Annotated in this window: 21 protein-coding genes; 9 read left to right on the top strand and 12 right to left on the bottom strand. The window is 74.1% G+C overall.

What is annotated here, in order from left to right:
* Together AC3EUJ_RS20280 and AC3EUJ_RS20275 are read right to left on the bottom strand one after the other, a co-directional pair.
* On the bottom strand, positions 1 to 221 hold a 221-nt coding region (locus AC3EUJ_RS20280; RefSeq protein ID WP_431963292.1), incomplete at its 3' end, for a hypothetical protein.
* Between the two features lie 110 nt (positions 222 to 331).
* The gene (locus AC3EUJ_RS20275) at positions 332 to 1,084 is read right to left on the bottom strand and encodes a DUF2637 domain-containing protein (RefSeq protein ID WP_431963290.1); all 753 of its coding nucleotides are present in this window, start codon (positions 1,082 to 1,084) and stop codon (positions 332 to 334) included.
* Positions 1,085 to 1,573: 489 nt separating this feature from the next.
* Here AC3EUJ_RS20275 and AC3EUJ_RS20270 point away from each other — a divergent pair, with 489 nt between their 5' ends.
* From AC3EUJ_RS20270 to AC3EUJ_RS20260, 3 genes are all read left to right on the top strand, one after another.
* Positions 1,574 to 3,103, top strand: a complete 1,530-nt coding sequence (locus tag AC3EUJ_RS20270; protein ID WP_431963288.1) for a carboxyl transferase domain-containing protein — start codon at positions 1,574 to 1,576, stop codon at positions 3,101 to 3,103.
* Between the two features lie 623 nt (positions 3,104 to 3,726).
* Positions 3,727 to 4,893 carry a methyltransferase domain-containing protein gene (locus tag AC3EUJ_RS20265; protein WP_431963286.1) on the top strand — a complete coding sequence of 389 codons (1,167 nt, stop codon included), beginning with the start codon at positions 3,727 to 3,729 and terminating at the stop codon, positions 4,891 to 4,893.
* Positions 4,890 to 5,264, top strand: a complete 375-nt coding sequence (locus AC3EUJ_RS20260; protein WP_431963284.1) for a GntR family transcriptional regulator — start codon at positions 4,890 to 4,892, stop codon at positions 5,262 to 5,264. The genes AC3EUJ_RS20265 and AC3EUJ_RS20260 overlap by 4 nt, the downstream gene beginning before the upstream one ends.
* Before the next feature lie 10 nt (positions 5,265 to 5,274).
* Here the strand turns inward: AC3EUJ_RS20260 and AC3EUJ_RS20255 are convergent, their stop codons facing one another.
* The 3 genes from AC3EUJ_RS20255 to AC3EUJ_RS20245 form a co-directional block, all read right to left on the bottom strand.
* A complete protein-coding gene (locus tag AC3EUJ_RS20255; protein WP_431963282.1) occupies positions 5,275 to 5,817 on the bottom strand; it encodes a TrmH family RNA methyltransferase in 543 nt (180 codons plus the stop codon).
* Positions 5,817 to 6,932 carry a DUF5925 domain-containing protein gene (locus AC3EUJ_RS20250; RefSeq protein ID WP_431963280.1) on the bottom strand — a complete coding sequence of 372 codons (1,116 nt, stop codon included), beginning with the start codon at positions 6,930 to 6,932 and terminating at the stop codon, positions 5,817 to 5,819. Before AC3EUJ_RS20250 ends, AC3EUJ_RS20255 begins: the two co-directional genes overlap by 1 nt.
* Before the next feature lie 138 nt (positions 6,933 to 7,070).
* Positions 7,071 to 7,256 (bottom strand): hypothetical protein, encoded by a 186-nt coding sequence (locus AC3EUJ_RS20245; RefSeq protein ID WP_431963278.1) that lies wholly within the window; start codon positions 7,254 to 7,256, stop codon positions 7,071 to 7,073.
* 277 nt (positions 7,257 to 7,533) lie between these two features.
* Between AC3EUJ_RS20245 and AC3EUJ_RS20240 the strand changes: the two genes are divergently transcribed.
* Positions 7,534 to 8,325 carry an SGNH/GDSL hydrolase family protein gene (locus tag AC3EUJ_RS20240; protein ID WP_431963276.1) on the top strand — a complete coding sequence of 264 codons (792 nt, stop codon included), beginning with the start codon at positions 7,534 to 7,536 and terminating at the stop codon, positions 8,323 to 8,325.
* A 91-nt stretch (positions 8,326 to 8,416) separates the two neighbouring features.
* On the opposite strand, the gene AC3EUJ_RS20235 is transcribed toward AC3EUJ_RS20240, so the two are convergent.
* The 4 genes from AC3EUJ_RS20235 to AC3EUJ_RS20220 all read right to left on the bottom strand — a co-directional run bounded on the left by AC3EUJ_RS20235 (position 8,417) and on the right by AC3EUJ_RS20220 (position 14,849).
* Positions 8,417 to 10,114, bottom strand: coding sequence for a serine/threonine-protein kinase (locus AC3EUJ_RS20235; protein ID WP_431963274.1), 1,698 nt, complete (start codon positions 10,112 to 10,114; stop codon positions 8,417 to 8,419).
* A gap of 82 nt (positions 10,115 to 10,196) precedes the next feature.
* Positions 10,197 to 11,807 carry a HoxN/HupN/NixA family nickel/cobalt transporter gene (locus AC3EUJ_RS20230; RefSeq protein WP_431963272.1) on the bottom strand — a complete coding sequence of 537 codons (1,611 nt, stop codon included), beginning with the start codon at positions 11,805 to 11,807 and terminating at the stop codon, positions 10,197 to 10,199.
* Positions 11,804 to 13,159 (bottom strand): tetratricopeptide repeat protein, encoded by a 1,356-nt coding sequence (locus AC3EUJ_RS20225; protein ID WP_431963270.1) that lies wholly within the window; start codon positions 13,157 to 13,159, stop codon positions 11,804 to 11,806. Before AC3EUJ_RS20225 ends, AC3EUJ_RS20230 begins: the two co-directional genes overlap by 4 nt.
* A gap of 121 nt (positions 13,160 to 13,280) precedes the next feature.
* Positions 13,281 to 14,849 carry a DUF4331 domain-containing protein gene (locus AC3EUJ_RS20220; RefSeq protein WP_431963268.1) on the bottom strand — a complete coding sequence of 523 codons (1,569 nt, stop codon included), beginning with the start codon at positions 14,847 to 14,849 and terminating at the stop codon, positions 13,281 to 13,283.
* 174 nt (positions 14,850 to 15,023) lie between these two features.
* Here AC3EUJ_RS20220 and AC3EUJ_RS20215 point away from each other — a divergent pair, with 174 nt between their 5' ends.
* Together AC3EUJ_RS20215 and AC3EUJ_RS20210 are read left to right on the top strand one after the other, a co-directional pair.
* Positions 15,024 to 15,797: an anti-sigma factor gene (locus AC3EUJ_RS20215; RefSeq protein ID WP_431963266.1), complete on the top strand. Its 774-nt coding sequence runs from the start codon at positions 15,024 to 15,026 to the stop codon at positions 15,795 to 15,797.
* 116 nt (positions 15,798 to 15,913) lie between these two features.
* Positions 15,914 to 16,177 carry a hypothetical protein gene (locus AC3EUJ_RS20210; RefSeq protein ID WP_431963264.1) on the top strand — a complete coding sequence of 88 codons (264 nt, stop codon included), beginning with the start codon at positions 15,914 to 15,916 and terminating at the stop codon, positions 16,175 to 16,177.
* A gap of 125 nt (positions 16,178 to 16,302) precedes the next feature.
* On the opposite strand, the gene AC3EUJ_RS20205 is transcribed toward AC3EUJ_RS20210, so the two are convergent.
* From AC3EUJ_RS20205 to hmgA, 3 genes are read right to left on the bottom strand one after another with little or no spacing between them, the layout of a single operon-like run.
* On the bottom strand, positions 16,303 to 17,535 hold the full coding sequence (locus AC3EUJ_RS20205; RefSeq protein ID WP_431963262.1) for a type ISP restriction/modification enzyme: 1,233 nt from the start codon (positions 17,533 to 17,535) through the stop codon (positions 16,303 to 16,305).
* Positions 17,536 to 17,549: 14 nt separating this feature from the next.
* Positions 17,550 to 18,311 (bottom strand): GntR family transcriptional regulator, encoded by a 762-nt coding sequence (locus AC3EUJ_RS20200; protein WP_329188710.1) that lies wholly within the window; start codon positions 18,309 to 18,311, stop codon positions 17,550 to 17,552.
* A complete protein-coding gene (hmgA, locus tag AC3EUJ_RS20195; RefSeq protein WP_431963259.1) occupies positions 18,308 to 19,636 on the bottom strand; it encodes a homogentisate 1,2-dioxygenase in 1,329 nt (442 codons plus the stop codon). The genes AC3EUJ_RS20200 and hmgA overlap by 4 nt, the downstream gene beginning before the upstream one ends.
* A gap of 66 nt (positions 19,637 to 19,702) precedes the next feature.
* Between hmgA and AC3EUJ_RS20190 the strand changes: the two genes are divergently transcribed.
* The 3 genes from AC3EUJ_RS20190 (at position 19,703) to AC3EUJ_RS20180 (ending at position 24,195) form a co-directional block, all read left to right on the top strand.
* Positions 19,703 to 20,359, top strand: coding sequence for a TetR/AcrR family transcriptional regulator (locus AC3EUJ_RS20190; RefSeq protein ID WP_431963257.1), 657 nt, complete (start codon positions 19,703 to 19,705; stop codon positions 20,357 to 20,359).
* Positions 20,360 to 20,453: 94 nt separating this feature from the next.
* On the top strand, positions 20,454 to 22,688 hold the full coding sequence (locus AC3EUJ_RS20185; protein WP_431963255.1) for a molybdopterin oxidoreductase family protein: 2,235 nt from the start codon (positions 20,454 to 20,456) through the stop codon (positions 22,686 to 22,688).
* 112 nt (positions 22,689 to 22,800) lie between these two features.
* On the top strand, positions 22,801 to 24,195 hold the full coding sequence (locus AC3EUJ_RS20180; protein WP_431963253.1) for an aldehyde dehydrogenase family protein: 1,395 nt from the start codon (positions 22,801 to 22,803) through the stop codon (positions 24,193 to 24,195).
* The last annotated feature ends 6 nt before the right edge of the window (positions 24,196 to 24,201 follow it).

Genomic DNA, 24,201 nt, shown 5'->3' with positions numbered 1-24,201 from the left:
CCGAGCCAGAGCGTCAGGAGGTAGCCCGGGCTGTCCCATGTGCACGTGTACTGATAGGCCTGGCCGGAGTTGACGAAGTTCTGGCCGGCCGTCTTGCAGGCAGCACTCGTCGAGTACACCTTGTAGGGCACGCTCGCGTTCGCCGGGGCGGCGAGCGCCAGCATTCCGGTGAGCGTCGCGGCCACGGCCACGGCGACCGAGGCGCCCCTGCGCTTGTTCATGTCCCCTCCAGGAAAAGCTCGTTGGTCGACCGGATCACCGGCATCCTCACATCATCGCAATGGACACGTCAATGATGCGGATCATGGGCGGTGTCCGCCGTGCCGGCCCCTCAGGAGGAGTGCCGGCTGCGGGAGGTGCGCCGCGGGGGGTGGGTGAGGGTGATCTGCCGCACGAGCTGGTGGAAGCAGGACAGCGCCGCGATGGCGGGGAGGCTCGCGACGGTCCAGTCGGTGATCGTCCGGGGGGCGGAGGCGACGCAGAACAGGATCGCGAAGGCCGAGAAGAGCAGCACCACCGCCCAGGAATGCGGCGCGCGGCGCTGGTGCAGCGCGGCCCGCAGGATCGACAGCGAGGCCACCATCCAGGGGCCGTACACCAGCAGCGGCCACCAGTCCGCGAGCCCCGACGCCCCGTCGGTGGCGGCGATGTGGCGCAGCGGGTCGTGGGCGACCATCCCGCCGAGCACGCTCACCATGGCCACGATGGTGGCGGCGACCGCCGCGACGAGGAAGCTGAGCGTCTGGGTCCTGGTCACCTTCTGCCGCAGCGCCGCCCGGCGGATCCTGCGGTGCCGGTGCCGGGTGAGCGGCAGCTCGTGGGTCGCGGCCTCCGGGGAGGGCGCGGCGAAGACGTCGTCCTCGTCGTCGTCCACCTCGTCCGGCAAAGGGGGTTCGAGGAGCTGGGCCAATTCCTCCTCGGACGTCCACACCCCGTTCAGGACGTCGTAGTCAGGGGCGGAGAAGACGCCGTTTCCCGACGTGTCGTCAGGGGTCCGGCGGGGACTGTAGATGGTGTGACCGTTGAGATGGTCCTCGTACGGCATGTCGTTCTCGAAGCGGAAACGGTCCTGCAAAGGCGGCATGAAGGAATCCCTGTCGGGGCCGGGCGTGGGCGGGGGATACGGGGAATGCACGCCCTAATACCGCCCCTCCAGATCGATTCCGGAGCAGCGGCGGGTGAAATCTCCCTCGATCCCGACCATTTCGTTGGCGAACTGTTCCAGTTCCGAAGAGCAGTACACGAGTGGAACGCGCTCCTCGCCACGCTCGATGTAGGCGTCCGAACTCCGGCCGAAGAATCCCGCCGTTCCCGGGACGAAGACCCATTCCCCGAGGGGGACGCCTTCCATCGGGCGGTACGGACGGCTGCGGCGGATGGGCGCCGGGACCGTCCGGGGGACCTCACGCCCGGACGGCGCACCCGGCGCGTTCTGGGGATCGACTGTGACCACATCCCCACAACGACCTTCGGACCGTGATGGAGTTGCGCCGTTCGAGTGACCTCCGCCCCGTGTTCCGTGAGGTGTTGGCCCTGGCCACAGGCCTCCGGCGGGCACCCTAGGGTTGGTGCCATGACCGAACCGACGCGCCGCAGCACGGCCGCCCTCGAGTTCATCGACGCCGTCGTCGACCACGGCACCTGGCACGGCTGGGACGAGCCCGTGACCGCCCTGCCCGGGTACCTCGACGACCCCGGGTACCGCGCCGACCTCGCCCGGGCACGTGAGCGCACCGGGCTCGACGAGTCGGTGGTCACCGGAGAGGGCCGGATCCGCGGCCGCCGGGTCGCCGTCGTCGCGGGCGAGTTCCGCTTCCTGGGCGGTTCGATCGGCGTCGCCGCCGGCGAACGCCTCGTACGGGCCGTCGAACGGGCCACCCGCGAGCGGCTGCCGCTGCTGGCCTCGCCCGCCTCGGGCGGGACGCGGATGCAGGAGGGCACCATCGCGTTCCTGCAGATGGTCAAGGTCGCGGCGGCCATCACCGACCACAAGGCCGCGGGCCTGCCCTACCTGGTCCACCTGCGGCACCCGACCACGGGCGGGGTCTTCGCGTCCTGGGGCTCCCTCGGGCACGTCACCGCCGCCGAACCTGGGGCGCTCATCGGCTTCCTCGGCCCCCGGGTGCACGAGGCCCTGTACGGCGAAAAGTTCCCGCCCGGCGTCCAGGTCGCGGAGAACCTGCTGGTCAATGGCATCGTCGACACGGTCCTGCCCTCCGCGGAACTCGCGGCCGCCGCGGCACGCGCCCTGGGGGTGCTGTGCGGCGACACGGCGGCTGCCCCCGGCACCGGACGGGCCGAGCCAGGTCCCGCCCCCTACGTCCCCGTCCCCCCGGCCGCGGAGTCCGTCCGGCACTCACGGCGGCCCGAACGGCCTGGACTGCGCGCCCTGCTGGCCGTGGCCGCCCGGGACGTGACCCCGCTCAGCGGCACCGGCGCGGGGGAGCGGGACCCCGGACTCCTGCTGGCGCTCGCCCGGATCGGCGGCACGCCCTGCGTCGTCCTCGGCCACGACCGGCCGGATACCGGCGACGGCCGGCCGCCCGCGCTCGGCCCCGCCGGCCTGCGGGTCGCCCGCCGTGGCATGGGCATCGCGGCGGAACTCGACCTGCCGCTGCTGTCCGTCGTCGACACGGCGGGCGCCGCGCTGTCCCGGGAGGCCGAGGAGGGTGGCCTGGCGGGCGAGATCGCCCGCTCCCTCGCCGACCTGATGAGCGTGCCCGCCCCCACGCTGTGCCTGCTGCTCGGGCAGGGCGCCGGCGGGGGCGCGCTCGCGCTGCTGCCCGCGGACCGGGTGGTGGCGGCGCGGCACGCGTGGCTCTCCCCGCTGCCGCCCGAGGGGGCCTCGGCGATCCTGTACCGGACGACGGAGCGGGCGTACGAGGTGGCGGAGCGCCAGGGGGTGCGGTCGGCGGACCTGGCCGCGCACGGGATCGTCGACCGCGTGGTCGAGGAGCGGCCCGACGCGGCGGACGAGCCCGAGGCCTTCCTGGCCCGCCTCGGCGCGGTCCTGGGCGAGGAGCTCGCGGCCCTCCGCACCCGCCCACGCGCCGTCCGCCTCGCCGCCCGCCGCACCCGCTACCGGAACCTCGGCCTGAGCTGACCTCACTCCGCGGACCTCGTTCCGCGCCGCGGGCGCCGGTGGGGCGCGTTCGGGGGCGGGATCCGCCCGCGCCCCGCCGGAGTCACAGGGGGTGGCTCCCCCGGCCACGGTGCCCCCGTCCGGGGCGGGGACACCGCTGATGCCGGCGAGGGGCGGTGTCGCCGTGGGGGCTATTGCGGCCATGGCCGGGAGCCGTCCGGTCCTCGTCCTCGGGCGCCGGGCGGCTTCCGCTCGGCGGTTGCCTGGCCGTCGCCGCCGCGCAGGCGTGGTGACCCGGGGGCGCTGGTCTGCCGGTCCTCGGGGGCCGGGCTTGGTGCGGGTGGCGTCCGGCGGGTTCCGCTGGGGTGCTGGACGGCTTCCGCGCGGCGGGTGCCGGGGCGAATCCGGGCTTGTCTCGAAGGTGGCGTTCGGTCGTGGGGGGATCTGCCCGCGCCCTGCCCCCGGAATCCAGGGGGGTGCCGCGCCTTGGACGGGACGGCGGTCCGCCCGCCCGTGGCGGGGGCATGGCCATGCGGCCGATGTTCGGCTGGGGGCGCCCGTCGACGCCGCGCCGCCGCTCCGCCCCGGCGGCGGGCCGTCCGCGGTCATCGGGCGGTGTCAGTGGGGGGTGGAAGGATCACGGGGTGGGCGAAATCAGCAGTGACGCGTACTGGGACACCGTGGCCGACCGCTTCGACGAGGAGCCCGACCACGGCTTGCGGGAGCCCGCCGTGCGGGAGGCGTGGGCGGCGCGGATGCGGGCGTGGCTGCCCGCCACCCCGGCGGACGTGCTCGACCTCGGCTGCGGCACGGGCAGCCTCGCGCGGCTGGCCGCCGAGCAAGGACACCGGGTGACCGCGGTCGACCGCTCCCCGCGCATGGCGGCGCTGGCCCGGGCGAAGCTGGCCGGCACCGGGGCCCGCGTGCTCCTCGGGGACGCGGCCGAACCGCCGGTCGCCCATGCCCGGTTCGACGTGGTGCTCGTCCGCCACCTGCTGTGGGCGCTGCCCGACCCCGTGGCGGCGCTGCGCCGCTGGGCCCGGCTGCTGCGCCGTGGCGGACGCCTGGTGCTGGTCGAGGGCCGCTGGGGGGAGGCCGAGCCGGTGGGCATCCGCGCCACCGAACTGGCCGCGATGGTGCGGCCGCTCGCCGAGCACACCCTGGTCGAGCAGCTCGCCCACGACACCGCGCTGTGGGGCGGCCCGGTCCACGACGAGCGCTACGTCGCGGTCGTGCGGATCAAACAGCCCCGCAGGCACACGGAGATCGTCGACGTGCACCTCGTCCTCCGCCGCGGCGACGAGGTCCTGCTCGGCCGCAGGGCCGGTACCGGATACGCCGACGGCCTGCTGCACGCACCCTCCGGCCACGTCGAGGACGGCGAGGACGTCCTGACCGCGCTGATCCGCGAGGCCCACGAGGAGGTGGGTGTCGTGCTGCGCCCCGAGGACGTCTCGGTCGCCCTCGTCATGCAGCACCGCGCGCCCGGCGGCGGTGAACGCATCGGCTGGTTCTTCACGGCGGACGCGGCCGTCCACGAGCCGGTCAACCGCGAGCCGGACAAGTGCTCCGGGCTCGGCTGGTTCCCCCTGGACGCGCTGCCGGACGACATGGTGGCGTACTGCAGGGCCGGTCTGGAGGCGTACCGCGCGGGCGAGCGCTTCGTGCTGCACCTGCACGAGCCGGGGGACGCGATCGCCCACGACCCGGCGGGGCCCGGCCGCGCCGTCGTCCTCACCGACGGCGCGTGCAGCACAATGGCCGCGACAAACAGCGCCGATCCGTCCCGCCGGGAGGACGACACACCGTGAGCCTCAAGATCACCGTCAGGCCCGACGCGGCCACCGCGCCCTACGAGCAACTGCGAGAGCAGATCGCGGACCAGGCCCGTTCCGGCGCTCTCCCGGTCGGCTACCGGCTGCCGACCGTCCGCGGTCTCGCCGACGACCTCGGCCTGGCGGCCAACACCGTGGCCAAGGCCTACCGCGCCCTGGAGGCGGACGGTGTGATCGAGACCCGAGGCCGGGGCGGCACCTTCGTCGCGGCCGCGGGCGACGCCGCGAACCGGGAGGCGGCCGCCGCCGCGTCCGCCTACGCCCAGCGCGCCCGGCGCCTCGGCCTGGACCGCGCCGCCGCCGAGGCCGCCGTGCGGGACGCGCTGCGCGCCGCGTACGAGGCGTAGCCCGCGCCGTTCACAGCAGCCCGGCCAGCTTGTAGAGCGCCAGCGATCCGGCGACCGCGACGTTGAGGCTGGCGCCCGTGCCCACCATGGGGATCTCGACGGCGAGGTCGAGCAGGTCCAGCGCCTCCGGCGGGATGCCCTGCTGCTCGTGTCCCAGCACGACGACCGTGGTGCGCCGCGCGGCCGGCAGGTCCGCCAGCCGGACCGCCTCGTCGGCGAGTTCGACCCCGACGACGTGCGCCCCGCGGTCGCGCTGCCGCTGCAGCCAGCCCAGGGGATCGCCGGTCCAGTGCACGCAGGCGGGCCGCCGCAGGGTGTTGCCGCGGGCGAGTGCCTCCGGCACCCAGGGGAAGCGCGGGACGACCAGGCACGCGCCGACCGCGTCGCAGGTGCGCAGCAGTGTCCCCAGGTTGGCGCCGTGCAGCGGCCACAGCGGCGCCGCGTACAGGTGGTCCCAGCAGCCGTGCGACCGCGGACGGCGGCCGCGGCGCAGTTCGGCCGGGGTGCGGGTCCGTATCCTCCCCCGTGCTCCGCCGGGGGAACCCCCGGCCATCAGAGGTAAAGGCCTCCGGAGGCGGAGGCCGCGGCCGTCTGGTGGGGGAGCGCCGTGCCGCCGGAGGCGGAGGCGGCGCGGCGCAGCGCGTACAGCTCCGCGAGCGTGGCGCCGTCCCGGCCGACGCCCTCGGACGTGCCGAGCCAGCCGGTCGCCTCGGCGCGGGTCAGCGGGCCGACCTCGATCCGGGCCAGGCAGCGGCCGGGGCGGACCACCGCCGGGTGCAGCCGCTCCAGGTCCTCGTTGGTCGTGATGCCGACCAGGACGTTGCGGCCCTGGCCGAGCAGTCCGTCGGTGAGGTTGAGCAGCCGCGACAGCGCCTGCCCGGTCTGGTGCTTGGCCTGGCCGCGAATGAGTTCGTCGCAGTCCTCCAGGAGCAGCAGCCGCCAGCGGCCCGGCCCTTCGGAGTCGTCCTCGCCGATGGCGATCTCCATCAGATAGCCGACGTCGTTGAAGAGCACCTCGGGGTCGAGGACGCAGTCCACCTGGCACCAGTCGCGCCACGCGCGCGCCAGCGTGCGCAGCGCGGAGGTCTTGCCGGTGCCCGGCGGGCCGTGCAGGAGCAGCAGCCGGCCGCTGACGTCGTCGGCGGTGAGCTTCATCAGTCCGTCCATGGCCTCCGCCACCGGCGCCGTGTAGTTGCCCCGCACGTCGTCCCAGGGGGCGGCGCTGATCTGCCGGGTGATGCGGTGCGGCCCGCGGCGCGGCGCGACGTACCAGAAGCCCATGGTCACGTCGTCGGGCTGCGGTTCCGGCTGGTCCTCGGCGTCCTCGACGGCCTGCGCCAGGACGCGTCGCGCCAGCTCCTCGCTGACCGCCGTCACCGTCACATCGGCACGACGGTGCCAGCGCGAGACGAGGATCGTCCAGCCGTCGCCCTCGGCGAGGGTCGCGCCGCGGTCCTTGTCCCGCGCGGAGCGCAGCACCGATCCGCCGCCCGGGACGAGCGTCAGTCCCGACTTGACCCGGTCCAGGGACGTGCCGCACGAGTGGGGCTGCTCGCCGGTGACGAAGCGGCTGAGGAACAGGGCGTCGATGGCGTCGGAGGGTGAGTCGTCGTCGTTCATGCCGAGACGGATGGACAGGGCGCGATGCGGTGGCGTTGCGTCGGGCATGCCGCACATGATCCGGCACAAGGTCCGCATTCGCACCGGGTTTTTGCGGAGTGGCGGAATCCCCCTGAATCCCTGAACTCCCGGTGAAACCGGCTTGATCCGGGCATTGCGCAGGTTACCCCGGCGGGTGATGGGACGTCACGCGGACGTGCCTATGGGGGGTTGCCGGTGGCGGGGCGGCGAGAGGTCACCGTGCTCCTGGGCGTCGGTGCGATCGCCCTGGTCCTCCTGCCGGCGACGTGCGGTCCCGATGGAGCCCGCCTGCTGCCAGGCGGTCGTGAACCGCGGCTGCTCCTCCAGCGCCGCCGAGACCGCCGTCCCCAAGGGGTGACGGTCCCGCCGGGCGTGGGCGTTCTCCGTCGTACTGTGCGACCGGCGTTGCCGGCGTGTTCGAGTGGTGCGGCTGCCGGAGTCCCTAAAGCGCTTGTCAACTACGGGAGTAGAGCCCATCGGCCGAGGTGGCGTCACTTCCGGTGCACGCAGCGGCGATCACGGACAGCGCACAGGAATGTCCATGTCATAAATCTTGGCATGGACACTTCCCGAACGTGTTACTGCGCGGTACGAAAGATGCGGCAGAGATCCTGCTAAGGGAGGTTCCATGAGACTGTCCCGTTTCGTGTCAGCCGCATCCGCGCTTCTCCTTACCGCCGCACTCGCCCTGGTTGGTGCCGGTTCCGCCCAAGCCGCCGGCCCCGTCTACGTGGCACTGGGCGACTCGTACTCCGCCGGGGTCGGGTCCGGCAGCTACGACAGCTCGAGCGGCAGTTGCTACCGCAGCAGCAAGGCGTTCCCCCGGCTGTGGGCGAACGCGCACAGCCCGTCCGGGTTCTCTTTCACGGCGTGTTCCGGAGCGACCACGACCGACGTGCTCAACAACCAACTCGGTCCGCTCAACGCCTCGACGACCCTGGTCAGCATCAGCATCGGCGGCAACGACGCCGGCTTCGCCGACGTGATGACCACCTGCGTCCTCAGCTCCGACAGCACCTGCCTCAGCCGCATCAACCAGGCCAGGGACTTCGCCAACAACCAACTGCCCGCACGGCTCGACTCCGTCTACAACGCCATCGGCTCACGGGCGCCTTCGGCCCGTGTCGTCGTCCTCGGCTACCCGCGCTTCTACAAGCTGGGCACCAGTTGCATCGGCCTCAGCGAGACCAAGCGCAGGGCCATCAACGACGCCGCCGACCTCCTCGACACCGTCACCGCCAAGCGCGCCGCCGACCACGGCTTCGCCTTCGCCGACGTCCGCGGCACCTTCACCGGGCACGAGCTCTGCTCGGGCTCGGCGTGGCTGCACAGCCTCACCCTCCCCGTCTACGAGTCCTACCACCCCACGGCCTCCGGGCAGTCCGGCGGCTACCTGCCGGTCTTCACCTCCGCCGCGTGACCCGCGGCACGGCAGCGCGCAGCACCCGGACGACATGAGGCGAGGGGTGCCGGGCCACGGCCCGGCACCCCTCACCCGTGCCGACGTGACCTCAGGGGGTCGGCGCCGTCCCGTCCGAACCGCTCGGTGACGGGCTCGGCGCCCGGCACGTCACCGTGAACGGGACGTGCCCGGACGCCGACTCCACCGGGCTCCGCACCGCGAACGACACCCAGCCCTCGATCGTGCCGTCCGGCTCGTAGGACGGCTCCGTGTACTCGACCGTGCGGCTCTTCGGGCCTCCCGCCGGGAATTCGAGGGTCTGCCGGCCGTGGCCGGAAGCACCGGCGCTGGACGTCCAGCGGTAGGTGACCGTCACCGGAGTGCGGTCGACCGTGACGACCGCCGAGAAGGACGGCGCCTGCTCTGCCGGCGGCGGACAGCCCCCGGTGTAGGTGTCGCGCACGGCCGAGACCGTGACGTGGACGTTCACTTGGACCGGTGTGCCGGCCGGCGGCGAGGTGTGCGGGGACCCGGAGTCACTGCCGCCGGCCGTCGCCTCGTAGCCGCTGGCGTCCGCGCCGCCGTCGTCGTCCCGCGAGCCGGTGACGGACGGGGTCTCCCCGCCGCCCGGAGTGTTCCCGGCGGTGGTGCCGTGGCCGGAGCCACCGGGCGAGCCGTCGTCGAGGAGTGCGTAGGCCGCGCCTCCGATGCCCAGGGCGAGGGCGAGCGCGCCCACCGCCATTGCCACCGCCGCGCGGCGCGGCCTGGCCGGAGAGGCCCCTGCCGGCGCGGCGCCGTACCCCGCGCCCACCGGTGCCGTCGGCCCAAGTGGCTTCGAGGAGACCGGAGTCGAGGAGACCGGAGTCGAGGAGACCGGGGTCGAGGAGACCGGGGTCGAGGAGACCGGGGTCGGCCGGGTCGGGGTGCCGTCCGGCCTCGGCGGCAGTGGCGCGGCGGCCTGCGTGGTGGCGTAGGCCGTGCCGGCGCCCGGTGGCGTGCGCCCGGAGGCGAGGGCGTCGAGCCGCCGTTGTACCTCCTCACCCGGGAGGCGGGCCGCCGGGTCCTTGCGCAGCATCCCTGTGATCACCGGGGCGAGCGGTCCCGCCCTGCGCGGTTCGGGCGGTTCCTCGTCCACCACCGCGCGCATCGTGCTCAGCGCGGTGTCGCGGCGGAACGGCGAACCGGCTTCCACGGCCACGTACAGCAGCACCCCGAGCGACCACAGGTCCGACTCCGGGCCGGGACGGCGCCCGAGCGCCCGCTCGGGGGCCAGGTACTCCGGTGAGCCGACCAGTTCGCCGGTCCGGGTGATCGCCGAGGAACCCTCGATCATGGCGATACCGAAGTCGGTGAGCACGACCCGTCCGTCATTGCCGATGAGCACGTTGCCCGGCTTCACGTCGCGGTGCAGCACCCCGGCGGCATGGCCGGCGCGCAGCGCCTCCAGCACCTTGCCGCCGATTCCCGCCGCCCGCCGCGGCTCCATGGGGCCCTCGGCGTCGAGGACGTCGGCGAGCGTCACGCCCCGGACGAGCTCCATGACGATCCACGGACTGCCCTCGGCCATGGCGACGTCGTACACCTTGATGACGTTGGGGTGCTCGACCCGGGCGGCGGCGATCCCCTCCTGCTGCAGCCGGGCGTACAGGCGCTCGACCTCCCGGTCGTCCAGGCCCGGCGGGGCCTTGACCTCCTTGACGGCCACCTCACGGCCGAGCAGTTCGTCCCGGGCCAGCCACACCACACCCATGCCGCCCCGGCCCAGCTCGCTGATCAGCCGGTAGCGCCCCGCCACAAGCCGTGTCATCGGCGTGTCCCCCCTTCGTGCCGCCCGCAGCCCAGCATGACCGAACTTCCCCCCGAACGGACCCTTTCGACGGAAAGCTCCGTCAACCGGCCATCGACAGCGCCGTCCTGAGCACCAGGCCGCAGCCCAGCACCAGCACCACGGACGCCGTGACCAGCGGCGTGAGCCGCCGCGCCGCCGTGAACAGCCGGCCGCGGCCCCGCAGCGCCGAGGCCGTCCCGGCCAGCCGGCCGAGGCGGACGACGGCGAAACCGGCGGCCGTGAGCGTGATCGCCAGACCCGCGCCGTACGCGAGGACCAGCAGGAAGCCGAACCAGGCCTGGCCCAGGGCCGCGGCGCCCACCAGGACGACGACCGCGGAAGGGCTGGGGACGAGGCCGCCGGCGAAGCCGAGCAGGACCGTGCCCCGGAGGGTGGGTCGCGATTCCTGCGTATCCGGATGCGTATGTGTGTGTGGGTGGACGTGGCCGTGGCGCTCGGGGGCGGGGTGTTCGGCGGTGAGGACGGCGGCGGGCGCGGCCTGTGGCGCCGTCCCGGGGGAGGGCGTGTGAGGGCGCGGGTGCTCGTGAGGACGGCTGTGGTGGTGATGGCCGTGGCTGTGGTGACCGTCCCCGTGGTCATGCCCGTGGCTGTGCGGCTGCCCCCGCGACCGCCATGCGCGGCGGAGCAGCGCCGCCCCGGCGCACGCGACCAGTACCCCGCTCGCGACTCCCAGCCAGCCGATGACCGAGGGCGCCGCGGCCGAACCGGTCGTCACCAGCAGGCCGAGCGCGAACACCCCCAGGGTGTGGGTGACCGTCACCGACGCGCCCAGCGCGACCATGTCCCGTCGCGACCGCCGGCCGCCCGCGGCGGCCGCCGCCGCCATCAGCGTCTTGCCGTGCCCGGGCGCGAGCGCGTGCATCGCGCCCAGGACAAGCGCCGTGAGCAGTGCCAGGGTGGCGAAGCCCGGGGTGAGCGCGTGCCGCGACACCAGGTCGGTGAGGGCCCGCGTCCAGCGGTCCGCGCCGCGCGGCAGCACACCGGCGGAGGCGGGGGCGTCCTCCTCCGCCGACAGCGCGGGGCCGCCCGGGGTCACCCGGAAGCCGGCCGCGCGTTCGTCGGCGGGTGAGGAGAGCAGGTCCATCGGGTACGCGGTGAGCCGGCGCGACACCGACTGCCCGGGCACGTCGGCGTCGTGGAGCGTCATACGGTCGCCGCGCGCGGTGATCTCCCGCCAGCCGGGCCCGGTGGCGACGTCCGCCGGACGGTAGTCCAGGGACGCCGGCTGCGTGGACGGCAGCCGCGCCGTCATCCGGCACTCGACGCGCAGCGTCGTCAGCCCGGCCTGCCCCGGCCGTACGGCCGCCGTGGCCCGGCGCACCGCCACCGGTTCGCGGCGCCCGCCGACGGACGCCCGCGCGCCCCTCGCGGCCGCCTCGCAGCGCGTCTTCGCCCAGTTCGCCAACTCGGCGCGGCCCAGAGCCCGGTCGCCGTCCCGGTCGATCGCGGGCACCGCCTGTGCCGCGGGGATCTCGGCGAGGTCCTCGACGTGATCGATCCGCAGCACACCGGGGGCGGCGACCAGGCCGTCGTAGCGGTTGACGGTGAAGTTGCCGAGCGGATGCGCCTGCGCGTGTTGCGCGGGCAGCAGCGCGAGGGCCGCTCCCGCCGCTGCCGCGGCCGCCGCGGCGGCCGTCCTGCGCCGGATCATGACGGGTCTCCTTCGATGCGGGCCAGCGCACGGCGGGCGGCCGGGGCTGCGGTGGGGGAGAAGCCGGGGTTGAGGCGGAGCGCCGCGGCCAGCGACGTCCTGGCCGCCCCGCGCTTGCCGAGGGCCGCCTCGATGACGCCGCGGTGGTAGAGGAAGGCGGCGTTGCGGTAGCCCGGCGCGGAGGAGCGCTCGGCGTACGGCAGGGCCTGGCGGTCGCGGCCGTTGACGTGCAGGGCCCAGGCGAGCGCGTCGGCGGTGTGGACGGTTGGCCGGCGTGACCATTCGGCCCGAGCCGCGCGCAGCGCCTCGGCGGCGTCCCCGTGGTCGGCGGCGACCAGCGCCGCGTCCAGGTCGGTGGCGACGCCGTTCGCCTTGGCGAGGGCGATCCAGGTGCGAGCCACCGTGTACTGCTGCCGCGCCCGCTTGTCCTGGCCTGCGGCCTCGTACAGCTCGCCCAGTCCGGCGAGTTGCGCGGGCAGCGGGTAGCGGTCGACGACCCGGCCCAGGTCGCGCAAGGCCCTCCCGCGGTCGCCGCGCGCCGCGTATGTGCGGCCGCGGCCCTCGAGCGCCGGCAGGTAGCCCGGGTCGGCCCGCAGCGCGGTGGCGAAGTGCCGCAGCGCCGCCGGGTAGCGGCCCTGGCTCCAGGCGAGCTGGCCCAGTGCCGTGGCGACGTAGGCCGTGTCGCCCGGGGTCGCGGCGGACTCCAGGGCGCGGGTCAGGATGCGGCGGGCACCGGCCGGGTCGCCGCGCAGTTCGTGGACGTAGGCCAGGCGGGTGAAGACCGGGATGCCGGGTCGCACCGCGTCGGCGTGCTCGGCGGCGCGCAGCGCCTCGTCGTAGCGGCCGAGTTCGACCAGGGCGTCGACCCGGACGGCGAGGGCGCGCTCGCCGTAGGGGTTCACCTTCAGCGCCCGGTCCGCCTCGGTGAGGGCGGTGCGGAAGTCGTGGCGGGCGGCGGCGAGTGCGGCACGCCCGGCGAGTGCGGCGTCGTTGTCGTGCGGGGCGATCCGCAGCGAGCGGCTGAAGGCCGCCTGCGCCTGCGGGTAGCGGGTGGGGTCGCCGCTGGTCCTGGCCTGCTCGACGTAGGCGGCGCCGAGCGCGGCCCACCCCGCGGCGTCCTTGGGCTGGGCCCGCAGATGCGTCTGCAGGGCCGCGATGCCGCCCGCGAGGTCGCCCTCGGCGAGGCGGTCCAGCGGGGCGTCGGCGGCGGGCGCCGCGTCCCGCGCGGAGTCCTGCGGGGCGGGGGACCCGCCGAGGACCAGTGCGCCCGCGGTGAGCGCCAGCGCGAGGCCGAGCACCAGCGCCGCGTACAGGACGGCGGCGCGAAGCCGGCCCAGGGCAGGTACGTCCATGGCTGCTGCCTTTCGGGATGACGGGGTGGAGCCCGGCCGGGGCGCTCGCGGTGCGCCCCGGCCGGGTGCCGCGCGGTGTGCTTCCCGCGGTGGCCTGAGGCCTGAGGCCGGAGGCCCGGCCTCAGGCGCGGCCGTGCGCCCGGCGGCCGGCGGGGCGGCGGCGCATCCGCCACCACAGCAGCGCGGCACCGATCAGCAGCACGCCCGCGCCGCCGGAGGCCGCGGAGGCGATCAGCACGGTGTCGTCGTCACCGCCGCCGGGAAGCAGGCCGCCCGCGTTGAGCTGTGTGATCCCGCCGGTCTGTGCCGAGTTGGTGGCCGGCTTGGCCAGCGGGCCGTCCGAACCGGAGGCCGGCAGGGCCACGTAGGGGAAGCTGGCGCCGAACGTCTGGTCGTTGGCGTTGACCGCGTCACCCAGGTCGTTCTTCGAGCCGACCAGTTCGCCCTCCACCACCTGCAGCGCGATGTCGACGACGTCGTCGCCGAGCCGGCGTCCGTTGGGGAAGCCGGCGGTGTCGCCGTCCAGGACGCCGAGCCGCTTGGGCTTGGCGGTCGGCGGGACGGCCGTGTTGAGCCGCAGCATCTCCGACGGGCGGACGCGCGGCGGCTGGTTGAGCTTCGGCACGCCCGTCAGGAACACCTGGACGAGGTCGTCGCGCGGGGTGGCCGGGGCCTTGATCTTGTAGATGCCCTCGATGAGCCCGGGCAGTTCGGGGTGCGTCACGTTCTTGAGGAACTGACCGTCGTTCCAGGGCGAGGACGCGTTGAACCGGTCCTTGTCCTTGAGCGGGTTGACCACCTCGTTCACCAGGGGCATGCCGAGGCGGGAGACCTGTGCCCAGTCGCCGTTCGCGGTCCGCCGCTGCGTGGTGGACCAGATACCGACCACCGGCTGCTTCGCCGACTGGCGGATCGCGGCCGTCGGGACCTGCAGGGCTATGGTGTTGACGTTGTAGCCCTTGAGGGTGTCGTCGCCGACCTCGGAGAGGTTGCCCCCGTAGAGCAGGTCGAAGACCCGCAGGTCCAGGAAGAACGGGTCGTCGGCCTGGCCGGCGAAGGCCGTGGTGCCGCGGCCGAGGTGCTTGACGGCCTGCTGGCGCAGCACGTTGTAGTCCGGCATCGAGGCCTTGCCGACGTTCGACGGCGCGACCGGTACGTCGTTCGCGACCTTGTAGCGGCCGGTGACCTGCTGGTTGTGCAGCCGGAACAGGTCGATGTCGTAGGTCTGGTAGAAGTTCAGGTCCGGGTCGTCGAGGCTGGTGACCGGGCCGGTGTTGTACAGGAACGTCTTCTCGTTGCGGAAGTGGTCCTGGAACGTCCACCGGTAGAGGTAGTCGCCCTGCGCGTCCCCGTCGTTGTCGATGTGGATGTCATACTGGGCGTCATCGGCGAACTTGTAGAAGTTCGGGCCGCCGGCCGGGTCCTCGAACGGGATCCAGTTCGCCACCAGCGTGGTGGTGTCCGGGCGGTCGGGGCTGACGAACGCGTAGACGTCCGTGGTGTCGTACTGCGGCTGCCCCGAGATCAGCGGCGCCTCCCGGTGGCTGGACGCCTGTGCCGTCCCCGGCTTCAGTCCGGTGACGCCCACGGCGGCGAGTCCCCCCGCGGCCAGTGCGCCCGTGGCCAGCAGGGCGATCGTGCGCGATCGCCCGAAACGGGCCCTGATCCTGCTCCTGCTGTGTGCGGTCATCGCTCGGTCCTTCGCGAGTCCGGCCCCTCCCCCTTGGAAGAGGTCCTGCGTGGGTTGTTCGGGGCCGGTCGGCTCGCGGATTGGCGGACCGGGAGGAATTTGTGTCACAGGGTTGTAACGTGATATGGGCCCGGCCGGACGTGCCGCGCACCGCGGAGGAAAGCGGGGCGACCCATGAGAGGTTCCGTGCACGAACTGGCCGCGGCGTACGCGCTCGACACCCTCGCGCCGCGGGAAGCACGCCGATTCGAGCGGCATTTGATGCGCTGCCACGCGTGCGCGGACCGCGTGCGGGAGCCGGCCGGGGACACCGTGCGGCTCGGCGCCGGGAGTCCGGCCTCGCCGTCGCCGCCCCCGATGGCGCCGCCCCCGATGGTGCCGCTGCCGGTGGACGACGCGCCGGACGGCCCGGAGGTCCCGGTGCCGCGGCGGTGGTGGGAGGCGTGGCGCCGGCCGTCCGCGACGCGCCTGGCCGCGGCGGGCGCAGGGGCCGCCCTCCTGGCCGGCTTGGTGCTGGGCGCCCTGCTGCTGCGGACCGCCGCACAACTGGACCGGGAGCGGGGGAACACGCGCGCGGTGAACGAGGTCCTGACCGCGGAGGACGCCCGCCCCGCCTACGCCAGCGACGACCGTGGACGAGGGGTGACCGCCGTGGTGTCACGGGACCTGCGCCGCGCCGTGGTGACGGTGCACGGGCTGCCGGGCCTGGAGGGACGCGAGGTCTACCAGCTGTGGCTGGTGAGCGAGCGCCCGACGTCCTACCGCTCCCTGGCGGTGCTGGGCGCCGATCCGGCGGCGGGCGGCACACCCGGGCCGTTCGTGGCCGACCGGTTGGACGAGTTGTCGTACGCGTTCACCGTGACGGTTGAGCCGAGTGGCGGATCCGTGGTGCCGACCTCGGATCCCGTGGTCCAACTTCCCCTGCTCGCGCTGGGGATCGGTTCATGACCGTCAACCCCCTTGACGCGAAGGTGAATCCGGGAACACGGATGCATAGGTGACGCTGCAGGACGATAGGGTTACCCTGCCCGGTGCCGGGTGCCCTCGAACGGGTGGGGAGTGTCATGGATCAGATAGCAATGCGGAGCAGGCCGCGAGTGCCTGCCGTCACGTGCGGGAGCAGCGCGTCCAGCGCGCGTCTCGACCGCCATCTCTCGGTGCTGGCCGGCCCTGCCGTGCCGCAGCGGGAGGCGGAGGAGGCCACGCTGCTGATGCGCGAGCTGACCTCGCGCGACCATGTGCGCGCGAACGCCAGCCGCGGTGCGCGTGTGTCGCTGTTCGCGCCGCTGCGGCGGCTGCGTCGTTCGCTCTTCGGCAGCCGCGGCTGACCGGAGGCGTTCTCGGCGTTCCTTCAGCGGACAGGCTCGGGCGCAGTGCACCGTCCCGGCACCGCGCCGCGTCATGCGGCGCGTCGGTGTGCTCCGTCCGGGCCTGTTGTCAAGTCGACTTGCGGTCACAGCAGGGCGAACTGCCCGTCCGGCCCCTCCTCGTGGTGATCCAGCACGGAGGCCGGACGGCGCGCCGTCTCGGACACCGGCAGGACGCGGGCCGCGCGCAACTCGGCGGCGCCGATCCGCGGGCCGGCCGCGACCCGGGCGGCAAGCGCGCGGCGTGACGGCCGCAACTCCGCCAGCAGGGTCAGCACACTGATCAGCTCCAGCAGTTCGGTCGTCCTGGCCCGCGGCCATGCGGCCGGCCGAATCGCGTCCAGGTCCTCCGCCGCCCCGTCGGGGATCCGCCGCCCGAACCAGGTCTCCAGCACCCGCGTCCCCCCGGCGTGGAACCCCCAGGCCGCCTCCGGCACCGGTGCCACCCGCCCGCTCCCCAGTACCAGCGCCGCTTCCCGCGGGTCGTACGACGGACCCTCCCGCGGCACGTCGGGCAGCGCCGCCCGGACATAGGGGCGCCGGCCGCCCGGCAGCCGGGGATGCCCCGCGGGGCGGTCCTCCGCCGGATCGGCGAAGCGGGTGCCGCGGGTGTGCAGCCACAGCAGACGGCGGCCCAGCGCGACGCCCTCCGCCCACAGGGCCGGATCGGCGGTGAGCGGGACCTCCACGGGCCAGCCGGTGGCGAGCGCGGCGATCCAGGCGAGCACGTCCTCCGCGCCGACCGGGGTGTCCAGCCGTCCGCGGAGGCGGTCCAGCAGACCCGGCGCGAGGTTGGGGTCCAGCCCGCCGGGGCGGCGGAACAGCGGCCGGATCCGGCCCGGCCGGCCGGCGGGGGAGTGGCCGTCGGGGAGCAGCGCGGAGAAGGCCAGCGGCGGCCCCGGGAGCTGCGGCAGGCGCGCCAACTCCACCGTGTACAGCTGCCGGTCCTCGTCGGCGACCCGCCACAACTCGGGGCGGGCCGCGTCGATCAGCCGCTGGTCGGGGATGAGCCACTGCTGGTCGTACGGGCCGTGCAGCACCCGCACCGGCTCCGCGCACGGGCCCTCCTCCCGCTCCAGCCGGGTGGTGGGCGCGGGGTGGCCCGGCAGTTGGGCGACGGCCGTGTGCGGGGTGCGTGCCCGGGTCGGGTGGAACAGCCGCTCGCGCTCGGTGCCCCTGGTCTTCACCAGCCGGTCCCAACGCGCGGTGAGGGTCGCCGCCTCGGGTGCCATGACCCAGCTCCGCCCCAGGCGCAGGGGCGGGACGGACCACGGCATCAGGTCGGCCAGCGTCGGCGCTTCATCGCTCACTGTGGGCATGCTACTGAGGCCCCTCAGGGTGCCTCCATGGTCACGGTGAAGGAGAAGCGGTCGCCCCGGTAGTGGATGCGCACCACGTCGACCACGCGGCCGGTGTCGTCGTAGGTCACCCCCGTGTAGTGCAGGATCGGGCTGAGCAGCGGCACCTGCAGCAGCCGGGCGGTGCCCGGGTCGGCCAGCCGTGCCTCGACGGTGTCGGTGATGCGGCTGATCCGCACCCCGAGGGCGTCCCGCAGCACCTTCGTCATCGGCCAGCGCGCCAGGTCCGCGAGGTCGATGCGGGCCGCCAGCTCCGGCAGGACGAAGTTCTCCGCCCAGTTGGTCGGCTCCCCCGACTCGTCGCAGCGCAGCCGGCGGTAGGCGATCGTCTCGGCCGGCGCGGGGAAGTACTCCGCGTACTCCGGTGGCACGGGCGCCGGGCCGTGGCCGAGCACACTGGTGCGGTCCCCGGACTGCTGGGCGACGATCGCGTCGACCGAACCCAGCAGCCGCACCGGCGCCCCGCGCAGCGCGGCCGGTTCGATGAAGGTGCCGCGCCGCCGGTGGCGGCTGATCAGACCCTCCTCCTCCAGCTCCTTCAGCGCCTGCCGCATCGTGAGCACGCTGACGCCGTAGTGTTCGGCCAGTGCGTCCTCGGTCGGCAGCCGCAGCGGGGCGTCCGGACGGCGGCCGAGTATCGAGGCGCGCAGGGACTGCGAGACCTGGTACCACAAGGGGAGTTTGCGGTTCAGGACCAGCGAGTCGGGTGCGAAGGTGCTGCTCGGGCTCGTCGTCATGGCCGGAAGTGTCGCTCAAGCCCCCGCCACACGCCGTCGTAATCCCGCTGCAGGTGCTCAGCCTCCAGCGCCTCCCGCGTCGGCACCACCGGCCAGCGCGTCTCGAACATGAAGGCCAGCCCGTCGTCCACCTTCTGCGGGACCAGTTCGGCGGTGCTCGCCCTGTCGAAGGTCGTCCGGTCCGGGCCGTGCGCCGACATCATGTTGTGCAGCGATGCCCCGCCGGGGACGAAGCCCTCCGCCTTGGCGTCGTACGCGCCCTCGATGAGCCCCATGAACTCGCTCATCACGTTCCGGTGGAAGTACGGCGGGCGGAAGGTGTCCTCGCCGACCAGCCAGCGCGGTGCGAAGACCACGAGGTCGGCGTTGGCCAGGCCCGGAGTGTCGGAGGGCGAGGTCAGCACGGTGTAGATCGACGGGTCGGGGTGGTCGTAGCTGACCGAGCCGAGCACGTTGAAGCGCCGCAGGTCGTACACGTACGGCACCAGGTTGCCGTGCCAGCCGACGACGTCGAGGGGGGAGTGGCCGTACTCGGCGGCCCACAGGTTGCCGCCGAACTTGTTCACCACCTCCACCGGCTCCTCGCGGTCCTCGTACGCCGCCACCGGAGCCATGAAGTCCCGCGCGTTGGCAAGACCGTTGGCGCCGATCGGGCCGAGGTCGGGCAGCTGGAAGTGCTGGCCGTAGTTCTCGCAGACGTAGCCGCGCGCCTCGCCGTCCGGCAGCTCGACCCGGAAGCGCACCCCGCGCGGGACCAGCGCGACGTGGCCCGGCCCGGCGGCCAGGACGCCCAGTTCGGTACGGAGCAGCAGCCGGCCGCGCTCCGGCACGATCAGCAGCTCGCCGTCGGAGGAGGAGAACACCCGGCTGTCCATGGAGCGGTTGGCCGCGTACCAGTGGATGCCGATGCCCTCGCGGCGCAGCACGTCCCCGTTGCCGCCGACGGTGACCAGGCCGTCCACGAAGTCGGCCGGCTCCTGCGGGAGCGGCAGCGGGCTCCAGCGCAGCCGGTTGGGATCGGGCTCGGCCTCAGTGAAGGGCGCGCTGCGCAGCCGCCCGTTGGGAATGCGGCGGAACGGCGGATGGGCCGCCGAGGGACGGATGCGGTACAGCCACGAGCGGCGGTTGTGATGCCGCGGCTCGGTGAAGGCGGTGCCGCTCAGCTGCTCCGCGTACAGGCCGAGCGGGGCGCGCTGTGGCGAGTTGCGGCCGGCCGGAACCGCTCCGGGGACCGCCTCGCTCGTGTGCTCGTTGCCGAAGCCGGGGAGGTAGGCGAGGTCCTTGCCGTCCTGGATCTGCGTGCTGGCGATCTCTGTGCTGGTCACGATTCCTATGGTTGTCCATAGGAATCAACCCCGCAAGGGACCGACGGGTCCCTGTGGAAAACCGGCATGATGGATCTCGTGCACAGCAGCGGCAACGGTCTCCGGCGCGTACCCGTCCAGCAGCGCAGCGCCGAACGCTTCGCCAGGATCCTCGACGCGGCAGCGGCGATCATCGACGAGAGCGGATACGAGGAACTGAGCACGCGTGACGTGGCCGACCGCGCGGGTGTGCCGATCGGCTCGGTCTACCGCTTCTTCTCCAACAAGCGCGCCATGGCCGACGCCCTTGCCCGCCGCAACCTCGACAAGTATCTCGCCGGGGTCACTGACCGCCTCGACGCCCTCGGCGCGGCCCGCGGCGGCGCCGAGGACTGGCGCCGCCTGATCGACGTCGTCGTCGACCAGTACGTCGCCATGCGGCGCACCGTGCCCGGCTTCGCCCTCGTCAGCTTCGCCGGCCCGGCCCCCGGACCAGCCGTGAACGACCTGGCCAACCACCTCGTCGCCGACCGGCTCCGCGCCCTGCTCATCGCCCCGCTCGGTGCCGCGGGCGTGGCCGTGACCGACGACCGGCGGCTGCGGACGGCCTTCGTGGTGGGCGTGGAGGCCGCCGACGCCCTGCTCAAGATGGCCTTCCGCGCGGATCCGCAGGGCGAGGCCGCGCTCATCGCCGAGACGAAGGTGCTGCTCCGCGCCTATCTGGCCAGGGTGCTGGAGCCGTAGCCCGCGAGCGTCGTCCTCGTGAGTGCTATCCCGACATGCATACCGGTCGGTATGGTGGCCGCACACGAGGAAGCGCCCTGCCCCGGGAGGCCCGATGGCCAGCAGTCGTACCGCCCTGCGTATCTGTCCGCTGTGCGAGGCCACGTGCGGACTGACCCTGACCATCGACGCGGACCGGGTCACCGGCGCCCGCGGCGACCGCGAGGACGTCTTCAGCGCGGGCTTCATCTGCCCCAAGGGCGCCGCCTTCGGCCAGGTCGACGGCGACCCCGACCGGCTCACCCGGCCGCTCGTGCGCCGCGACGGCGTGCTCACCGAGGCCACCTGGGCCGGGGCGTACGCCGCGGTAGCCGAGGGCTTCGACCGCCTCCGCGCGACCCACGGCACCGCGGCGGCCGGCGTCTACCTGGGCAACCCCAACGTGCACACCATCGCCGGCGGCCTCTACCCGCCGATGATCATCCGAGCCCTCGGCACCCGGGCGCTGTTCTCGGCCAGCACCCTGGACCAGATGCCCAAGCAGGCCGCGTGCGGCCACCTCTACGGGGACGCGCTCGCCGTCCCCGTGCCCGACCTGGACCGCACCGACCACCTGGTCGTCATCGGCGGCAACCCCATGGTGTCCAACGGCAGCCTCGCCACCGCCGCCGACTTCCCCGGCAAGCTCAAGGCGCTGCGCCGCCGCGGCGGCAGACTCACCGTCATCGACCCCAAGCGCACCCGCACCGCCGAACTCGCCGACCTCCACATCGCCCCACGGCCCGGCACCGACGCCGCGCTGCTCTTCGCCGTCGTCCACGTGCTGTTCGAGGAGGGGCTCACCCGCCTCGGCAACCTCCAAGGGCACGTCACCGGCGTCGACGAGGTCCGCGCACTGGCCCGCGACTTCACCCCCGAGACCGTCGCCCCGTACTGCGACGTACCCGCCGAGCGCGTCCGCACCCTCGCCCGCGACCTGGCCGCCGCCCCCAGCGCCGCCGTCTACGGGCGCCTGGGCAGCACCGCCGTACGCTTCGGCACCCTCGCCAGCTGGCTGATCGACGTCCTCAACATCCTCACCGGCAACCTCGACCGGCCCGGCGGCGCGATGTTCCCGCTGCCGGCCACCGCGCGCGCCCCCCGCCCCGCCGGGCCCGGCCGCGGCTTCACCACCGGCCGCTGGCACAGCCGGGTCTCCGGCCACCCCGAGGTCGCCTCCGAACTGCCCGCCGCCGCACTCGCCGAGGAGATCGACACACCCGGCGAAGGGCGGATCCGCGCCCTGGTCACCATCGCCGGCAACCCCGTGCTGTCCGCCCCCGACGGCGCACGGCTCGACCGCGCCCTGGCGGGACTGGACTTCATGGTCAGCGTGGACCCGTACCTCAACGAGACCACCCGCCACGCGGACGTCCTCCTGCCGCCGCCCCCGCCCTCCCGCAGCGCCCACTACGACTTCGCGTTCGGCAACTTCGCCGTGCGCAACAACGCTCGCTACAGCCCGCCCGCGATCCCCCTGGAGGAGGGCAGGCCCGGCGAGCCGGAGATCCTCGCCCGGCTCGTGCTCCTGCTCGGCGGCTTCGGCCCGGACGCCGACCCCGCGCTCGTCGACGAGCAAGCCGTCACCCACCGCCTGGCCAAGGAGACCGCCGACCCGCACTCCGCGGTCCACGGCCGCGACCCCGCCGAACTGGCCGCCGCGCTCACCGGAGGCACCGGCTACGAGCGCCGGCTCGACATGATGCTGCGACTCGGCCCGTACGGCGACGGCTTCGGCGCCGACCCCGAAGGGCTGAGCCTGCGCCGGCTCCTGGACCGGCCGCACGGGATCGACCTCGGCCCGCTGCGCCCGCGCGTCCCCGAGGTGCTGCGCACCGCCTCCGGCACGATCGAACTGGCGCCCGCGCCGCTCACCGCCGACGTGCCCCGGCTGCTGGCCGCGGTCGGCGACCGGTCCAGGGACGGACTGGTCCTCATCGGCCGCCGCCACCTGCGCTCCAACAACAGCTGGATGCACAACGTGCCCGCGCTCACCGGCGGGAGCAACCGCTGCACCCTCCAAGTGCACCCCGAGGACGCCACCCGGCTCGGCCTCACCGACGCGGCACCGGCCCGGATCAAGGGCGACGGCGGTGAGATCGAGGCCCCGGTCGAGGTCACGGACGCGATGCGGCCCGGCGTGGTGAGCCTGCCGCACGGCTGGGGCCACGACCGCGCGGGCACCCGGCTGACGGTCGCGGCCCGTGAACCGGGGGCCAACCTCAACCAGTTGCTCGACGGGACCCTGCTCGACCCGCTGTCGGGCACGGCCGTCCTCAACGGATTCCCCGTCCAGGTCGCACCGGCGTGATCCACCGCACGGGGTACCGTCCTGGAATCGGAAAACTATCGGCGCTAGTTTGGGCATGTCACGCCAGGTGCCACGCCAGGTGCCACGCCAGGTCCGCCCGGGAGGACAAGGGATGAAGCCGCACGACGGGATGTACATCGACGGCGACTGGCGGCCCGCCGCCGGCACGGAGACGATCGACGTCGTCAACCCCGCCGACGAGCAGGTGTTCGCCACCGTGCCCGCCGGTACCGCCGCCGACGTCGACGCCGCGGTCCGCGCCGCCCGCGCGGCCTTCCGCGGCTGGGCGGCAACCCCGCCCGCCGAGCGCGCCGCACGCATCGCCGCGCTGCGCGACGCCCTCGCCGCCCGCCGCGACGAGATCGCCGAGACCGTCACCGCCGAACTGGGCGCGCCGCTGCCGTTCAGCCAGGCGGTCCACGCGGGGCTCCCGATCGCGGTCGCGGGCTCGTACGCCGAACTCGCCGCCACCCACCCCTTCGAGGAGCGGATCGGCAACTCCACGGTCCTGCACGAGCCTGTCGGCGTGGTCGGCGCGATCACCCCCTGGAACTACCCGCTCCACCAGATCGTCGCCAAGGTCGCCCCCGCGCTCGCCGCCGGCTGCACGGTCGTCCTCAAGCCCGCCGAGGACACCCCGCTGGTCGCCCAGCTCTTCGCCGAGACCGTCCACGAAGCGGGCCTGCCCGCAGGCGTGTTCAACCTCGTCACCGGCCTCGGTCCGGTCGCCGGACAGGCCCTGGCCGCCCACGAGGACGTCGACCTGGTCTCGTTCACCGGATCCACCGCCGTCGGCCGGCAGATCGCCGCGACCGCGGGCGCCGCGGTCAAGCGCGTCGCCCTGGAGCTCGGCGGCAAGTCGGCCAACGTCATCCTCCCGGGCGCGGACCTCGCCAAGGCCGTGGGCGTCGGCGTCGCCAACGTCATGTCCAACACGGGTCAGACGTGCAGCGCCTGGACCCGCATGCTCGTCCACCGCGACCGGTACGAGGAGGCGGTGGCCCTCGCCGCGACGGCCGCCGCCAAGTACGTGCCCGGCGAGCGCATCGGCCCCGTCGTCAACGCCAAGCAGCACGAACGTGTGCGCGGCTACATCGCCAAGGGCGTCGAGGAGGGCGCCCGCCTCGTCGCCGGCGGCACCGACGCCCCGCGGGAGCGTGGCTACTGGGTCAGCCCCACCGTCTTCGCCGACGTGACCCCGCAGATGACGATCGCCCAGGAGGAGATCTTCGGCCCCGTCCTGTCGATCCTGGCCTACGAGGACGAGGAGGACGCGCTGCGCATCGCCAACGGCACCGTCTACGGTCTCGCCGGGGCGGTCTGGGCGGGCGACGAGGCGGCGGCCGTCGCCTTCGCCCGGCGCATGGACACCGGCCAGGTCGACATCAACGGCGGCCGCTTCAATCCACTGGCGCCGTTCGGCGGGTACAAGCAGTCCGGGGTCGGGCGCGAGCTCGGCCCGCACGGCCTCACCGAGTACCTCCAGACCAAGTCCCTCCAGTTCTGACCGCTA

Source organism: Actinacidiphila sp. bgisy160, from assembly GCF_057707815.1.
The sequence above is the reverse complement of the archived record's forward strand: the minus strand, read 5'-3'. Positions and strand labels throughout refer to the sequence as shown.

Coding starts and splice junctions, on each gene's coding strand:
- AC3EUJ_RS20275 (WP_431963290.1), bottom strand. CDS start 1,084: ATGCCGCCTTTGCAGGACCGTTTCCGCTTCGAGAACGACATGCCGTAC.
- AC3EUJ_RS20270 (WP_431963288.1), top strand. CDS start 1,574: ATGACCGAACCGACGCGCCGCAGCACGGCCGCCCTCGAGTTCATCGAC.
- AC3EUJ_RS20255 (WP_431963282.1), bottom strand. CDS start 5,817: ATGGCCGGGGGTTCCCCCGGCGGAGCACGGGGGAGGATACGGACCCGC.
- AC3EUJ_RS20250 (WP_431963280.1), bottom strand. CDS start 6,932: ATGCCCGACGCAACGCCACCGCATCGCGCCCTGTCCATCCGTCTCGGC.
- AC3EUJ_RS20240 (WP_431963276.1), top strand. CDS start 7,534: ATGAGACTGTCCCGTTTCGTGTCAGCCGCATCCGCGCTTCTCCTTACC.
- AC3EUJ_RS20235 (WP_431963274.1), bottom strand. CDS start 10,114: ATGACACGGCTTGTGGCGGGGCGCTACCGGCTGATCAGCGAGCTGGGC.
- AC3EUJ_RS20230 (WP_431963272.1), bottom strand. CDS start 11,807: ATGATCCGGCGCAGGACGGCCGCCGCGGCGGCCGCGGCAGCGGCGGGA.
- AC3EUJ_RS20225 (WP_431963270.1), bottom strand. CDS start 13,159: ATGGACGTACCTGCCCTGGGCCGGCTTCGCGCCGCCGTCCTGTACGCG.
- AC3EUJ_RS20220 (WP_431963268.1), bottom strand. CDS start 14,849: ATGACCGCACACAGCAGGAGCAGGATCAGGGCCCGTTTCGGGCGATCG.
- AC3EUJ_RS20215 (WP_431963266.1), top strand. CDS start 15,024: ATGAGAGGTTCCGTGCACGAACTGGCCGCGGCGTACGCGCTCGACACC.
- AC3EUJ_RS20210 (WP_431963264.1), top strand. CDS start 15,914: ATGGATCAGATAGCAATGCGGAGCAGGCCGCGAGTGCCTGCCGTCACG.
- AC3EUJ_RS20205 (WP_431963262.1), bottom strand. CDS start 17,535: ATGCCCACAGTGAGCGATGAAGCGCCGACGCTGGCCGACCTGATGCCG.
- AC3EUJ_RS20200 (WP_329188710.1), bottom strand. CDS start 18,311: ATGACGACGAGCCCGAGCAGCACCTTCGCACCCGACTCGCTGGTCCTG.
- AC3EUJ_RS20190 (WP_431963257.1), top strand. CDS start 19,703: ATGATGGATCTCGTGCACAGCAGCGGCAACGGTCTCCGGCGCGTACCC.
- AC3EUJ_RS20185 (WP_431963255.1), top strand. CDS start 20,454: ATGGCCAGCAGTCGTACCGCCCTGCGTATCTGTCCGCTGTGCGAGGCC.
- AC3EUJ_RS20180 (WP_431963253.1), top strand. CDS start 22,801: ATGAAGCCGCACGACGGGATGTACATCGACGGCGACTGGCGGCCCGCC.